Here is a 14,571-nt window from a genome sequence, read left to right as displayed (position 1 = left end):
CGGCAGTCGCGATCAACCGTCGTTGCCGACGGCGATATGGGTAATGACCTTGCGCACGCCCGGGGTCTCGCTGGCCAGGTCGATGACCTGCATGAGCTCGTCCCTGGATTTCACCCTGCCATCCAGCACGACGCTGGAACCCTTGGCAGTGACGTGAATGCGTTGTTCGTTCAATTGCTCCACGGCCGACAGGCGCTGGGCAACGCTGCGGGCAAGGGCCGACTCGTCATCACGAATGCCCTTTTCGTAATCATTCGCCCAGTAGACACCGTCGTGCTCGGAATCCGTACCGATCACGACCACGCAGCCGGACATCGACGCGGCGACCAGGCTTACGCCTGCAGCGCGCCAGAACATGCTCTTGCGACACAACATCACCCATACTCCTCTGGTCAGAAATTGTTTGAAACGCGCCAGCATGTCTTCAGGACTCGTCCCGGTAGCGGCGCAACATCACGGCTCCAGCCGTGCACGCGGCAGCGAAGATCAAGCCGCCCCAGAAGCCTGGCGTGACCAGCAGCTCTCCCAGCACGCTGAGGGGCTGCGCACCCAGTCCACCGTCGTAGCTCAGGCGACCACCGAACAGGCGAACCGTTTCGGTCGATCCCTGTGCGATGTCGGAGGAAAACGGTACCAGGCGCTCGCCGAGGAACTGCACGACATGGTTAGTGCCAAAAACGATCTCTTCCATGATCCACACGGCGCCGATCGGCAGCGTGGCCCACAGGAACGGACCCTTCTTCGCCCAGGCGGAAGCCAGCATCAGCCAGGCAAACCACGGCAGGTACCAGAGCGCCTCGACCAGGTAGCCGACGACGACCGCGAAGGTGCCACCGAACAGCGAGAAATGTGACCAGACCAACGTCCAGGGATTGCCACCGCCAATCAGCAGGGCAAAGCTGAACAGGATGTTCACCACGATGGTGGTCACCACTGCCGCTGCAATCAGGAACACAGGCAGCACCACGAAGCCGGCAATCCACTTGGACATGACCGTCTGCAGGTCGGTAACCGGCAGCGACTTCCAGAACAGGATGGAACGGTCACGACGTTCCGAGTACAGCGAATCCAGCACGTAGAAAGTCACCAGCACGGCGCCGACAATGAAGAAGGCGACGGCGATGCCCGGGATGGCCGCCTGGCCGATGTGCGCCAGGGCTTCCTCGTTGTGATCCATCAGCTTGTGGGCCAGCTTTGCAAAGCTGCCCTTGGTAGGGATCACCCAGAAGAACACCATGCCAAGGCCGAAGATGAACAAGGCACTGATGACAGAGGGCACGATCCAGAAGCTGCGATGCTCCCAGACTTCCCGTTTCAGCAATGCAATCATGGTATTCATGCCTGGACTCCTCTCATCTTGGCGACGAACAGATCTGCCACGCTGGGCGTATGCAGTTCGCCGAATTCCTGCAAGCGATCGCGATCCACCCCTTCGAACAGGAACAGCTGCTTGCCGAACACTTCGCGTTCGTGGATGGGGTTCATGCCACGCGCATCGTCGGCCATCTCCCTGGACACCAGCACCTCGGTATAGTCCTGGCTCACCGTTTCCATGCTCTTGTCGAGCACGATGCGGCCGTTCTTGATGAACAGCAGGTCGGTCAGGATCTTTTCGATTTCCTCGACCTGGTGCGTGGTCACGAGAATGGTCTTGCTGTCATCGAAGTACTCCGACAGCAGCGAGCTGTAGAAGTCCTTGCGATACAGGATGTCGAGACCCAGCGTCGGCTCGTCGAGCACCAGCAGCCTGGCATCGATAGCCATCACCAGGGCCAGGTGCAGCTGCACGATCATGCCCTTGGACAGCGTGCCGACGCGGCTCGATTCCTTGATGTTGGTGCGGGACAGGAAGTCGCGACACTTTTCCACGCTGAAATTCGGGTGGATCCGGTTCACGAAATCGACCGCATCCTTCACCTTCAGCCAGCGCGGCAACACGGCCACATCGGCGATGAAGCAGACGTCACGCATGATGCGCGCCCGGTTGCGCTTGGGGTTCATGCCCAGCACTTCCAGCTCGCCGTCGTAATCGGTCAGGCCGAGAATGGCCTTCAGCGCCGAGGTCTTGCCGGCACCGTTCGGGCCGATCAGGCCGACGATGCGTCCCTCCTCGACGTCGAAGGAAACGTTATCCAGCGCCAGCTGGTCGCCGTAGCGCTTGGTCAGGTTGTTCGCCTTGATCAGGGCAGTCATTTCTTGTCTCCCGAATCGTTGGCGGCCGTCAGCAGTTCATCGGGATCGAGGCCAAGGCGCTCGATACGCTCGAGAATCTGCGGCCACTCGTGCTTGAGAAAATTGTCCTTCTCGCTGTGCCGCAGTTTGTCCGCGGCGCCATCCATAACGAACATGCCTAGCCCCCTTCGCTTCTCCACAAGATGTTCATCCACCAGTTCCTGGTAGCCCTTCATGACCGTCAACGGGTTCAGCTGGTAATCAGCGGCCACGCTGCGGACAGATGGCAATGCTTCACCATCTTTCAAGGCGCCCTCGAGAATCATGGCTACGACCTTGTCTCTCAGCTGCCGATAAATCGGCTGGTTGTCATTCCAGTTCGGATCCATACCCGAGCCTCCTGAAAACGGACCTGTTCAGTCCGTCTGTTTCGTGGCGACGATGCGCGCAAACCCGGTCGACGTATGGACCATCGTGCGATACATCCCGAATACTCCCGGCGCTGCCAGGGTCTTGTGCAACAGATCGCGCTGGACGTCATCCATGCTGTCCGCCGTGTCGTCACTGGCTGCCGACTTCTGCACCCTGGCCACGGCCTTGTTGCCATCCTGGCTGGTCTTGGCGCGAGCCGCGATCAGCCGCACCGGGCCGGTCGTGACATAGGGCTGGTAGATAATCAGCGGCATGGCCTTCAAGGTCGCGCTGATGTCGGCCCGGATCTGCGCCTGCGCTTCGAGGTGCAGAAGCGTCACGGCACGCGCCAGGTAGGCCGACGTGCTGCCGGTCTCCGCCGTGGCTGCCGGCGCGAACGCCAGGCCGCTGGCGAGAACCAGGCTGGAAAGCCAACGTGCTGTCCTGTTGTCATGTGTTTTCATGTTGCGACTCCTGGCGGTGCTTGCCGTACTACGGGCAACAATTGCCGCGTTGGTGTTGTAGCTAACTATAACACTAAATCCCAACACTGCAAGCCTGCTGTTGAGTTTTTTCTCACTTTCTTTTTAGTTCCTTTTAAATCAACAACTTATATTCTCCCTTGAGTGGCCTCCCGGGCCCTGCATGCCGGTCTCACGGGCTGCTGCACGCCGGCTGGCGCGCTTCTCCTGCAACACCCTCACCTCGCTGCCGCCCTTTTAACCCCTTCCTGCACGCCCGTTCGTAATGCTTCCTGAACGCGCCACGGCGCCCGGACCATATCGACACCAAAGGGAGAGTCCCCATGAACACACCCAACCGTTCCACCCTTCTGAAGGGCGGTCGCAATCTTGCCACCATCGCCTTGCTGCACCTGGCCATCGTGGCCTGTGCACCCAACAGCACCCGCGACGAGGAGATCAGCCAGCGCGAGCAGGCTGGCGAAGGCCAGGCAGTTGTTGCCCGGCAGGACGTCATCCGCGAAGTCGCCAGCCCCGAACAGGCTGCAGCACGGACGGCAGTCGCCGACAGCAAGCAGGCGCTGGCCGCACACAGCCCCGGCCTGGTCATGCCACCGCAACCGATGCTGCAAAACACCGAGAACTACGCGCACCTGGACGAAAACGGCGTCATGGTGGCTGCCGAAAACCCGGTGTCGACCTTCAGCGTCGATGTCGACACCGGCAGCTACGCCAACCTCCGCCGTTTCCTGAACCAGGGCGTGCTGCCGCCGGAAGATGCCGTGCGTATCGAGGAAATGATCAATTACTTCGATTACGGCTATGACACCCCGCGGAGCCGCACGCAGCCCTTCGGCTTCAGCACGGCGCTGACGGTCGCTCCCTGGAATCCACAGCGACACCTGCTGCGCATCGGCCTGAAAGGCTACGAGATCGAGACCGGCGAGCGGCCCGATGCCAACCTGGTATTCCTGGTCGATGTCTCCGGCTCCATGCACTCGCCGGACAAGCTGGAATTGCTGAAGAAGTCGCTGGGCGCCATGGCCGGGAAGCTGACCGCCCGTGATCGCGTCTCGCTGGTCGTCTACGCCGGTACGTCGGGCGTGGTGCTGGAACCGACACCCGGCAACCGCGTGGCCACCATCCGCAATGCCCTGAACCAGCTCACCGCCGGCGGCTCGACCAACGGCGCCTCCGGCATCCAGCTCGCCTATGACATGGCGCGGCAGGGCTTCATCAAGGACGGTATCAATCGCGTCGTCCTGGCCACCGATGGCGACTTCAATGTCGGCACGGTGAACTTCGAGCAGCTGATCGACATGGTCGAGCGGGAACGCGCCTCCGGCATCACGCTGACCACGCTGGGCTTCGGCCAGGGCAACTACAACGACCACCTGATGGAGCAGCTGGCCAACAAGGGCAATGGCAACCACGCCTACATCGACACCATGCGCGAGGCCAACAAGGTGCTGGTGGAAGAAATGAGTTCGACGCTGATGGTCATCGCGGCTGACGTGAAGGCACAGGTCGAGTTCAACCCGGCGGTGGTCGCCGAGTACCGCCTGATCGGCTACGAGAACCGCGTGCTCGACCGCGAGGACTTCAACAACGACAAGGTCGACGCTGGCGACATCGGTGCCGGCCACACCGTGACCGCACTGTACGAACTGACCCTGGTCGGCAGCGACGCCCGCCAGGTCGACCCGCTGCGCTACACCGCAAGCACCGGCCCGGACTATGGCAAGGGCGGCATCGAGCTGCCGCGCAGCCAGGAACTGGCCTACCTGAAATTGCGTTACAAGCTGCCAGGCGAGTCCACCAGCAAGCTGTTGCAGGCTGTCATCGAGCAGGATGACATCGTCGACTTCGACCGTGTCGATGACGACTTCCGCTTCGCAGTTGCTGTTGCCGCGTTCGGCCAGAAACTCCGCGGCAGCGATCATGCCGAGCTCGAGTTCGAGGACATCCGCGCGCTGGCCGCAGGTTCCCGTGGCCAGGATCCCTTCGGCTACCGCGGCGAATTCCTGGGACTGGTCAGCACGGCAGCCAGCCTTGCAGGCCGGCATGCCGACAATGTTGCAGCAAGCGATGATGCACTCACCCGCCGGTGAGGCAGCGGCTCCGACCGCGGCCATGGCGCGTGCCATGGCCGCGGCATTCACGTTGCCGGTGACGGCGCCCGGGCAGCGCGCTACCCTGCGCTGCATGGATACCGGCATCGACGACAGCGACGAAACACTGATGGCGCGCTATTGCGACGGCGATGCTGCGGCATTCGATGCGCTTTACGAACGCTACCGCCGCCCCCTGTTCGGCTTCCTCGTCAACCAGTCGCGCCGACCCGCAACAGAAGTCGAAGACGTGTTCCAGGAGAGCTGGATCAAGCTGGTGCGTTATCGCAGCCAGTTCCGGGCAGGCCAGAAGTTTGCGCCCTGGCTGTATACCATCGCGCGCAATACCCTGGTCGACCGCTGGCGCCACCTCGGTACTGTCGCCAGCGTGCACGTGTCCGACGACATCGCCATGCAGGGTGCCAGCAGCGATGGTCTTGCCCGACCCGAGCGACTGGCGGCCAGTCGCGATATCGAAGCCGCCTGGCAGGCCGCACTGACCGCCCTGCCGGCAGAACAGCGCGAAGTCCTGCTGCTGAAGATGGAGAGCGACATGTCGCTGGAGGAGATTGCCACCGTGCTCGACACCGGTCGCGAGACGATCAAAAGCCGCTTGCGCTATGCCATGGCACGAATGCGCAGCGCGCTTGAGGAGTTCGACCATGAATGATTCGGACCTGAGCCCGCAGGAACAACAGGAAATCGAGGCACTGCGACGCAGTTACCTCAGCTGGCGCTCTGTCGAGCCGGGTGAACTGGTCGATGCACGCATTCGCCGTGACGCCCGTCGCACACCCGCCCGGCGCATGCTGGCCTGGGGCGGACTGGTGGCCGCTGCGGCATCGATCGGCCTGGCCGTCGTGTTGTTGCCAGCGCTGTTCGACAGCGCGCCGGACCCCGCACTCGAGCTCGCCGCACAACGCGAAGTCGAGCAAGCCGTCGCAAAGGCCCCCGCGGCACCACCCGCAGGGGCAGGACAGCGCAGCGAACTGTCGCGATCCGAAAGCGCCAGCAATGGCGCGCTGGAAGAACAGGCGCTGGCCGTGGAGCAAACTGCGGCCAGGCAGACCGCCGAGCGCTCCGCTGCGCGCGCCGCAGCGCCCGTCAGCGACCAGGCCGAGGTGGCGAGCAGCGAGCGGCAACAAGAAGCCCGCATGTTGGACTTTGCAGCCACCGACTCCCTGCTCGCCAGCAAGACCGCACTCGCCGACATGGACCTCGAGGCCCTGCGGTCCGAGCTTGCCGACGCCAGCGAGCGGGAATGGCGACTGGCACTGGTAGAGTTGCGGGAGCATGGTGAACGCCAGAAGGCAGAAGCCTTGTTCGAGGATTACCGCGAGCGCTTCGAGCTGCCCGCGGACATTTCACTGGACGAGCTGGTCGGCACGGCTGACTGAGTGCCGGTCCAGGCGCAAGGGAGAGAGTCATGTCACTCGTCATCTACGGTGCTTACGGCTACACCGGCAAACTGATTGTCGCGGAGGCCGTCAGGCAAGGAATGAAGCCGATGCTTGCCGGTCGCAATGCCGACAAGCTGCGGGCACTGGCCGAACAGTTCGACCTGCCCTGGCAGGCTTGTGACATTGACGATACAGACGGCTTGCAGAAGCTGTTGCTCCCGGCCGATGCCGTGCTGCATTGCGCCGGCCCGTTTCATCGCACCGTCGATGCCATGCTCGGCGCCTGCCTCGCCACGAAAACCCATTACCTCGACATCACCGGCGAGATCGCCGTGTTCGAACGACTGGCTGCTGCCAATGGTGAAGCGCAGCGTGCCGGCATCACCCTCCTGCCCGGTGTCGGTTTCGATGTCGTGCCGACCGACTGCCTGGCCGCCCATCTCAAGGAAAAGCTGCCTGATGCCTCCGACCTGAAGCTCGCCTTCATGGGCGGCGGTGGCATGTCGCGCGGCACCCTGCTGACCATGATCGATGGTCTGGGCGAACCCGGTGCCATGCGGGAGAACGGCAGGATCGTTCCCGTGCCGCCGGCCTTCGATGTCATCGATGTGGACTTCGGCAGCGAGTCGGGCAGGCCATCCTGGAGCTGCATGAGCATTCCCTGGGGCGATGTGTCCACCGCCTTTCATTCCACCGGCATCCCGAACATCCTCACCTACACCGCCGTGCCACCTTCCAGCATTCGCAAGCTGAAGCGCTCGCGCTGGTTCGGCTGGTTGCTGCGACGCGAGTTCATCCGCAACCTGGCACGCAAGCGCATCAAGGCAGGCAAAAGCGGTCCTTCTGACGACACGCGGGCCGGATCGCAGACCTTTGTCTGGGGCGAGGCCCGGAATGCCGGCGGACAGGTCGCCAGCGCACGCCTGGTCGGCGACAACGGCTACAGCCTGACCGCAACCGCGGCTGTCGAATCGGCACGACGAATGCTGACCGGCACGGTGTCGGCCGGTTTCCAGACGCCCTCGCGCGCCTTCGGCGCGGACTACATTCTCGAGCTGGGCGCCAAGCGCGAAGATCTCGACTGACATCTCCTGCCCAGCAATGAAAAAGCCCCGCTTTTGCGGGGCTTTCTCACTTCCGGGATCTCTCAACCCTTGTAAGACCTGCCAGGCACTGGTGCCAGCATCGGCACCTGCTCGGCATACTTCTCGTACTCGGGATGGAACTCCTTGAGGTCCTTCTCCTCGTAGCGAATGCCAATGAACAGGTAGGCACTCATGCCGAGTGCAAACAGCAGGTGGCCACAACTCATCGCCGGCGTGGCCCAGAAGCTGAGAAACAGGCCGGTATAAAGCGGGTGGCGAACGATCCTGTAGAGGAACGGCGTACGGAACTTCGCCGCCGGCACGACCTTGCCCAGGAAATTCCAGACGACCTGCTGCAGGCCGAACAGGTGGAAGTGGTTGATCAGGAACGTGCTCAGCAGCACCAGCGCGAGGCCAAGCAACAGGATGCCGTAGCCGAGGCCGATACCGACACTCGATTCGGCATTCCAGAGCAAGTGATCGATCGGACGCCACTGCCAGTACATGACGACCAGCACCAGGCTGGTCACCAGGACATACATCGGCCGCTCGGCCGCTGGCGGCACGATCCTGGTCCATGCGCGCTTGAAGCCCTGGCGCGCCATCACCGAGTGCTGGATGCCGAACAGGGCGATCAATCCAAGATTGATCAGCACGGCCGCAACCGGATTGCCCATCTCGCGACCGTAATCGATGGAATACGGTACCAGGGTCTTCAGGATCGGCCACTGCTCGGCCAGGCCCGTCATCTGCAGGTTGGCCAGGAAGGCATATAAATAAAGGAATACCGGCAGGAAGCTGACATAGCAGGCAATGCCGAATAACAGGATCAAGGTGCGTTTCATGGTGTCTTCCCCTTACGCGCGTTCGTAACGCATTGTTTGAATTGGCTTTTCCGGAGTCCCCAGAGCTTTTCCAGCAAGCCTTGTCCTAGCATGCGAATTCCGATGGAAATGGGCTCACTCTCGCCTGATTTAAGCGACCGCTGGTGGTAAAATGCGCGCCTTTCGCGGCCCGAAGAACGCCCGGAGCCGCCGCCAGAGTCCGAATCAACCCGAAAACTGGAGTCCACCATGAAACAACCCGTACGCGTCACGATTACCGGCGCCGCCGGCCAGATCGGCTACGCGCTGGCCTTCCGCATTGCTTCCGGCGACATGCTGGGCAAGGACCAGCCGGTCATCCTGCAGCTGCTGGAAATCACCCCGGCCCTGGATGCCCTCAAGGGTGTGGTCATGGAGCTCAACGATTGCGCCTTCCCGCTGCTGGCCGACGTGGTCGCCACCGACGACGCCAATGTCGCGTTCAAGGATTCCGATTACGCCCTGCTGGTCGGCGCGCGTCCGCGTGGCCCCGGCATGGAGCGCAAGGACCTGCTGGAAGCCAATGGCAAGATCTTCGGCCCGCAGGGCGAAGCCATTGCGGCGCACGCCTCGAAGGACATCAAGGTGCTGGTCGTCGGCAACCCGGCGAACACCAATGCGCTGATCGCGCAGGCCAATGCCAAGGGTGCGAACCCGCGCAACTTCACCGCCATGACCCGCCTCGACCACAACCGTGCCATGGCGCAGCTGGCCGAGAAGACCGGCAAGCACGTCAATGACATCAAGGGCATGATCATCTGGGGCAACCACAGCTCCACCCAGTACCCGGACATCGCCCACTGCACCATCGACGGCAAGCCGGCCGCCGAACTGCTGGATGATGCCTGGTACAAGGACACCTTCATCCCGACCGTGCAGCAGCGCGGCGCAGCCATCATCAAGGCACGCGGTGCGTCTTCCGCTGCCTCGGCTGCCTCCGCCGCCATCGATCACATCCGTGACTGGGCACTGGGCTCGAACGGCGAGATCGTTTCCATGGGCGTGCCGTCGGATGGTTCCTACGGCATCGCCGAAGGCGTGATCTATTCCTTCCCCTGCATCTGCAAGGACGGCGATTACCAGATTGTTGATGGCCTGGACATCAACGACTTCTCCCGCGAGAAGATGGACGCCACGGACAAGGAACTGCGCGAAGAGCGCGAGGCAGTCAGCGCGCTGCTCTGATCCCGCCACTCCGCAGCACCGAAAACCCCGCCCCGGCGGGGTTTTTTTGTGTCCGGCGGACAGCCGCGGACACCCGCAGCCGCCAGCGGACAAGCGGACACCCTCCTGGCGGCGCCGCCCGAAACCCCGTCGTTGGCCGCCTTCCGGCCCATCCCAACCTTTGGCACGTGAATTGCATCGTATTTGGCAACGAAACCGAACTCAGGAAGGAACCCCATGATTCGTGACACCTCCGCCCAGGACGTGGTGATCGACCCAGGCCCGCAGAAGAAACGCCGCCTGATCAATGCCGGGATCGGCATTGCCGCGCTGATCATCGTGCTGGCCATTGCCCTGCCGGCCTACAACCGCTGGGCCTCGGCCGAGATCACCGTGCCGCTGGAAAGGCTGCGCATCGCGACCGTCGAGCGCAGCGACTTCGTTCGCGATGTCGGCGTGCCAGGCAAGGTGGTCGCTGCCGTTGCACCAACGCTTTATTCACCCGCCCAGGGCATGGTCGAACTGCAGGTCAAGGCCGGCGACACCGTCGAGGCCGGCCAGGTGCTCGCCATCATCGACAGTCCGGAAATCATCAGCGACCTGGAGCGCGCCGAGTCGCTGCTGGAAAGCCTGACGCTGGCCTGGGAGCGCAAGAAGATCGAGACCCGCGCCGGCGAACTGCGTGAAAAACAGGCCGTCGACCTGGCCAAGGTGAAGCTGGATGCCGCCCGTCGCGAAGCCGCGCGCGCCGCGCTGTCCTTCCAGGAAGGCATCATGAGCCAGCAGGAGAAGGAAAAGACGGACGACACGCTGGCCACTGCCGAAGTCGAGTACCAGCACGCGATCGAAAACGCCGCATTGTCGAAGGACTCGCTGGATTTCGAATTGCGCACGACGCGCCTGGACGTCGACCAGCAGCAGATGGTGGTCAACAACCTGCAGCGTCGCGTGGATGATCTCAGCATCACCTCGCCGGTGACCGGCATGGTTGGCAACGTTGCTGTCGAGCAGCGTGCTTCCGTCCCGCCGAACACGCCATTGCTGACCGTCGTCGACCTGACGGCACTGGAAATCGAAGCACAGATTCCCGAGATCTACGCCGATGCGCTGGGCCTCGGCATGCCGGCCGAGATCACCTACGGCACCTCGACCTACGACGGCATCCTGACTGCCGTGTCACCTGAGGTGCAGAACGCCCAGGTCACTGCCCGCATTCGTTTTGCCGATGAAGCGCCTGGCGACCTGCGACAGAACCAGCGCGTTTCCGCGCGAGTGGTGATGGAGACCAAGGAAGACATCATCACGGTGCAACGCGGTCCGTTCGTGGAATCCGGCTCCGGACTGATGGCCTACGTCATCCGCGGTGATCTCGCCGTGCGCACGCCGATCCGCATCGGTTCCACCAGCATTCGCAATGTCGAAATTGCCGAGGGTCTAAACCCGGGAGACCGGATTGTCATCTCAAGCTATGACCAGTTCGAGAGCGCCGACACTGTCTACCTGACGAATTGAACAAACGAAACAAGACGCACCTTTAAAAGGGGAAACAACATGTTGAAGATGAACGAGATCAAGAAAGTCTACCGGACCGACCTGGTGGAGACGCATGCGCTGCGCGAGTTCAGCCTGGAAGTGAAGGAAGGCGAGTTTGTTGCCGTGACCGGCCCGTCGGGCTCCGGCAAGACAACCTTCCTGAACATCGCCGGCCTGCTGGAGAGCTTCGAAGCCGGCACCTACCTGCTGGACAACGAAGACGTGTCGAAACTCAGTGACACGCAGCGCTCGAAGATCCGCAACCAGAAGATCGGCTTCATCTTCCAGGGCTTCAACCTGATTCCCGACCTGAACCTGTTCGACAACGTCGACGTGCCACTGCGCTATCGCGGCTTTTCCGCCAGCGAGCGCAAGCAGCGTATCGAGCAGTCGCTGGAACGTGTCGGCCTGGCATCACGCATGAAGCACCTGCCTTCGCAGCTTTCAGGCGGCCAGCAGCAGCGCGTGGCCATTGCCCGAGCACTGGCTGGCGAGCCGCGCATCATCCTGGCCGACGAACCGACCGGCAACCTCGATTCGCTGATGGCGCGCCAGGTGCTGGAGCTGCTGGAAGATATCAATGCGCAGGGCACGACCATCGTTATGGTCACGCATGATCCTGAACTGGCGCGACGCGCCCAGCGCAACGTGCATGTGATGGATGGCCAGGTGACGGATTTCACCGAGTTCGAGCAGGCCCACGCACACCGAACCGAAGAGCTGGTCGAAGCCACCGGCACCAACGACTGAGGTGATGCCATGTTGACCTATTACGCAAAACTGGCGGCACTGAGCATCAAGCGCAATCCGATTCTCAGTGGCCTGATGATGCTGGCAATTGCCGTCGGCATCGGTGCCTTCATGACCACCTACTCGGTGATGCACATCATGGGTGGCAACCCCATCTGGTACAAGAACGACCAGCTCTACACCGTGCATCTCGACACCTGGAATCCGGAGCGGCCGCGGGATTCCGGTCGTACCGAACTGGCACCGGAACAGCTGACCTACATGGACGCCATGGCGCTGGAGCAATCCGACATTCCGAGCTACTCCACGCCGATGTTCAAGATGGGCGTGGTCGTGCAGCCGGAGAACCTGGAAGTCGCGCCTTATCTCGACGGCGGCCGCATGACCAAGAACGACTTCTTCGAGATGTTCGACGTGCCCTTCCTTTATGGCAGCGCCTGGAACGAAGCCACCGACGAAAGCGGCGATTTCGTCACCGTGCTGTCGAAGAAAATGAACGACAAGGTCTTCGGCGGCGAGAACAGCGTCGGTCGTACCATCAGGATGGACGATTACGAATACACCGTCGTCGGCGTGCTGGATGACTGGGAGCCCCGTCCGAAATATTACGACCTGACGAATGGCTCGATGAACCCCAGCGAAGCGTTCTACCTGCCCTTCGAGCTGCAGCACACGATCGAGCCGGATCGCTGGGGCAACACCAACTGCTGGAAGAACGAGCGCCTGGAAACCTACCAGGACTTCCTCGCGGGTGCCTGTGTCTGGCTGCAGTACTGGGTGCAACTCGATACACCGAGCCAGCAACAGGACTACCGTGACTACCTCGCCGGCTATGTTGCCGAGCAGCAGGAAATCGGTCGCGTGACGCGCCCGGAGAACACCACCATCTGGAACCCGGAAGAGTGGATGCGCGTCAACCAGGTCATGCCGGATGACGTGCGCGTGCTCGTCGCGCTGTCGGCGCTGTTCCTGGTGGTCTGCCTGCTGAACACGGTCGGGCTGCTGCTGGCCAAGTTCATGGGCCGGACGGGAGAGATCAGCGTGCGCCGGGCACTGGGTGCCTCGCGCTGGGCCATCTTCCGCCAGCAGATGGCGGAGTGCGGCTTCATCGGCGTGGTCGGTGGCCTGCTCGGCATCGGCGTGACGGCCGCCGGCCTGCAACTGATCAAGATCCTGATGAAGTACGACGGGCCGGTGGACATGGATGTCGAACTGATCTCGATCGCGATCGGCGTATCGATCCTGGCCAGCCTGGCCGCCGGCCTGTGGCCCTCGTTCCAGATCTGTCGCGTGCCGCCTGCCGGCTACCTGAAGACGCAGTAAGGAGAAACATCATGGAAATCAGACCCATTCTCTCCGCCATGCTGCGGAACAAGACCGGACCCATCCTGATCGCCTTGCAGATCGCCATCACCATGGCGCTGATCGCGAACTCGATGCAGATCATCAACGAGCGCGAGGACATCATGGCGCGACCGACCGGCATGGATGAAGGCAACATCGTCTTTGCCAGCTCGATCGGTTTCACCGAAACCTACGACCAGCTCCGGACCTGGAACGAGGATCGCGACACGCTGCTGGCGATTCCCGGCGTGACCCATGTCGGTTACATGAACCGGGCCCCGCTGAGCGGTGGTGGCAGCTCGAGCACCTTCAAGAACCAGCCCGGCGAGGGCGAAGGTGTCATCAGCGAGGGCATCGCCTACTACAACGGTGACCAATACCTGCAGGATGCACTGGGACTGGAACTCGACGAAGGCCGCTGGTTCCTGCCGGAAGAGGTCTACTACCAGGGCGAGGACGACCTGGACGAGATCACGCCGGCCGTCGTCATCACCCGCACTGTTGCCGACAAGCTGTTCCCGGAAGGCAATGCCCTGGAAAGCATGGTCTACAACGGGCTTGACCAGCCGCGCCGTGTCGTCGGCATCATCAAGCACATGCAGGGCCCGTGGCTGTCCTGGAACAACGTCGACCACGTCATGATCTACGGACGCATCAGCGCGCAGAATGCCCTCGGCTTCATGATCCATACCGAGCCTGGCATGGCCGACAAGCTGATGCCGGAAATCGAAACGGCGCTGCAGCAGTCGAACCGCGAGCGCGTGGTGACCACCGTGCGGACGCTGCAGGACTACAAGATGCGCAGTTATGCCGAGAACACGGCGATGGTCGGCCTGCTGTCGATCGTCAGCTGGTTGCTTATCGGCATCACGGCGCTCGGCACGCTGGGCCTTGCTGCCTTCAACGTCAACCAGCGTCGCAAGCAGATCGGCACGCGTCGCGCCCTCGGCGCCACCAAGGCCGACATCCTGCGTTACTTCCTGCTGGAAGGTGGCCTGATCGCGCTGCTGGGTGTCGCCCTGGGCACGGTGCTGTCGATGGGACTGAGCTGGCTGCTCGGCACCAACTTCGGCGTGCCGCGCATCGAGTGGTACCAGTTGCTGCCGATTGTCATTGGCTTGCTGCTGCTTGCGGTGCTGGCCGTGCTGGGTCCCGCGCAACGCGCCACCCGTGTCCCGCCGGCCATGGCGACTCGCAGCGTGTGAAGCCGGACGACGTTGCAAGCTTCGGTTAGAATCAACGGGCGGGTCGGATGACCCGCCCTTTTTACGGGGGGA

At 62.4% G+C, this 14,571-nt stretch carries 15 protein-coding genes; 9 read left to right on the top strand and 6 right to left on the bottom strand.

The annotated features are described in order from the left end of the window. Window positions 1–12: 12 nt before the first annotated feature. From R3217_01505 to R3217_01485, 5 genes are read right to left on the bottom strand one after another with little or no spacing between them, the layout of a single operon-like run. On the bottom strand, window positions 13–375 hold the full coding sequence (locus R3217_01505; GenBank protein ID MDX1454108.1) for a BON domain-containing protein: 363 nt from the start codon (window positions 373–375) through the stop codon (window positions 13–15). Between the two features lie 49 nt (window positions 376–424). Continuing rightward, complete coding sequence (locus tag R3217_01500) at window positions 425–1,339, bottom strand: ABC-2 transporter permease (protein MDX1454107.1); 915 nt, start codon at window positions 1,337–1,339, stop codon at window positions 425–427. Continuing rightward, complete coding sequence (locus R3217_01495) at window positions 1,336–2,193, bottom strand: ABC transporter ATP-binding protein (GenBank protein MDX1454106.1); 858 nt, start codon at window positions 2,191–2,193, stop codon at window positions 1,336–1,338. Before R3217_01495 ends, R3217_01500 begins: the two co-directional genes overlap by 4 nt. Next, on the bottom strand, window positions 2,190–2,561 hold the full coding sequence (locus R3217_01490; GenBank protein MDX1454105.1) for a GntR family transcriptional regulator: 372 nt from the start codon (window positions 2,559–2,561) through the stop codon (window positions 2,190–2,192). Before R3217_01490 ends, R3217_01495 begins: the two co-directional genes overlap by 4 nt. A 27-nt stretch (window positions 2,562–2,588) precedes the next feature. Beyond that, window positions 2,589–3,047 (bottom strand): hypothetical protein, encoded by a 459-nt coding sequence (locus tag R3217_01485; protein ID MDX1454104.1) that lies wholly within the window; start codon window positions 3,045–3,047, stop codon window positions 2,589–2,591. Between the two features lie 341 nt (window positions 3,048–3,388). Between R3217_01485 and R3217_01480 the strand changes: the two genes are divergently transcribed. From R3217_01480 to R3217_01465, 4 genes are read left to right on the top strand one after another with little or no spacing between them, the layout of a single operon-like run. After that, window positions 3,389–5,155 (top strand): VWA domain-containing protein, encoded by a 1,767-nt coding sequence (locus tag R3217_01480; GenBank protein ID MDX1454103.1) that lies wholly within the window; start codon window positions 3,389–3,391, stop codon window positions 5,153–5,155. Next, complete coding sequence (locus tag R3217_01475; protein ID MDX1454102.1) at window positions 5,133–5,825, top strand: sigma-70 family RNA polymerase sigma factor; 693 nt, start codon at window positions 5,133–5,135, stop codon at window positions 5,823–5,825. Before R3217_01480 ends, R3217_01475 begins: the two co-directional genes overlap by 23 nt. Continuing rightward, entirely contained in the window at window positions 5,818–6,552 is a 735-nt protein-coding gene (locus R3217_01470) for a hypothetical protein (protein ID MDX1454101.1), read from the top strand. Before R3217_01475 ends, R3217_01470 begins: the two co-directional genes overlap by 8 nt. A gap of 29 nt (window positions 6,553–6,581) precedes the next feature. Continuing rightward, on the top strand, window positions 6,582–7,640 hold the full coding sequence (locus R3217_01465) for a saccharopine dehydrogenase NADP-binding domain-containing protein (GenBank protein ID MDX1454100.1): 1,059 nt from the start codon (window positions 6,582–6,584) through the stop codon (window positions 7,638–7,640). A 62-nt stretch (window positions 7,641–7,702) separates the two neighbouring features. Here the strand turns inward: R3217_01465 and R3217_01460 are convergent, their stop codons facing one another. Next, window positions 7,703–8,485 (bottom strand): isoprenylcysteine carboxylmethyltransferase family protein, encoded by a 783-nt coding sequence (locus tag R3217_01460; protein ID MDX1454099.1) that lies wholly within the window; start codon window positions 8,483–8,485, stop codon window positions 7,703–7,705. Between the two features lie 228 nt (window positions 8,486–8,713). Between R3217_01460 and R3217_01455 the strand changes: the two genes are divergently transcribed. From R3217_01455 to R3217_01435, 5 genes are all read left to right on the top strand, one after another. Then, complete coding sequence (locus R3217_01455; protein ID MDX1454098.1) at window positions 8,714–9,688, top strand: malate dehydrogenase; 975 nt, start codon at window positions 8,714–8,716, stop codon at window positions 9,686–9,688. 216 nt (window positions 9,689–9,904) lie between these two features. Continuing rightward, window positions 9,905–11,179: an efflux RND transporter periplasmic adaptor subunit gene (locus R3217_01450; protein ID MDX1454097.1), complete on the top strand. Its 1,275-nt coding sequence runs from the start codon at window positions 9,905–9,907 to the stop codon at window positions 11,177–11,179. 39 nt (window positions 11,180–11,218) lie between these two features. Then, window positions 11,219–11,950, top strand: coding sequence for an ABC transporter ATP-binding protein (locus R3217_01445; protein ID MDX1454096.1), 732 nt, complete (start codon window positions 11,219–11,221; stop codon window positions 11,948–11,950). Between the two features lie 9 nt (window positions 11,951–11,959). After that, a complete protein-coding gene (locus tag R3217_01440; GenBank protein MDX1454095.1) occupies window positions 11,960–13,273 on the top strand; it encodes an ABC transporter permease in 1,314 nt (437 codons plus the stop codon). Window positions 13,274–13,284: 11 nt separating this feature from the next. Beyond that, window positions 13,285–14,499: an FtsX-like permease family protein gene (locus R3217_01435; GenBank protein ID MDX1454094.1), complete on the top strand. Its 1,215-nt coding sequence runs from the start codon at window positions 13,285–13,287 to the stop codon at window positions 14,497–14,499. Window positions 14,500–14,571 lie beyond the last annotated feature (72 nt).

This window comes from Gammaproteobacteria bacterium (assembly GCA_033720895.1).
Classification (GTDB): Bacteria; Pseudomonadota; Gammaproteobacteria; order Natronospirales; family JAJUFS01; genus JAWWBS01.
This window is presented reverse-complemented; position numbering and strand designations above follow the sequence as displayed.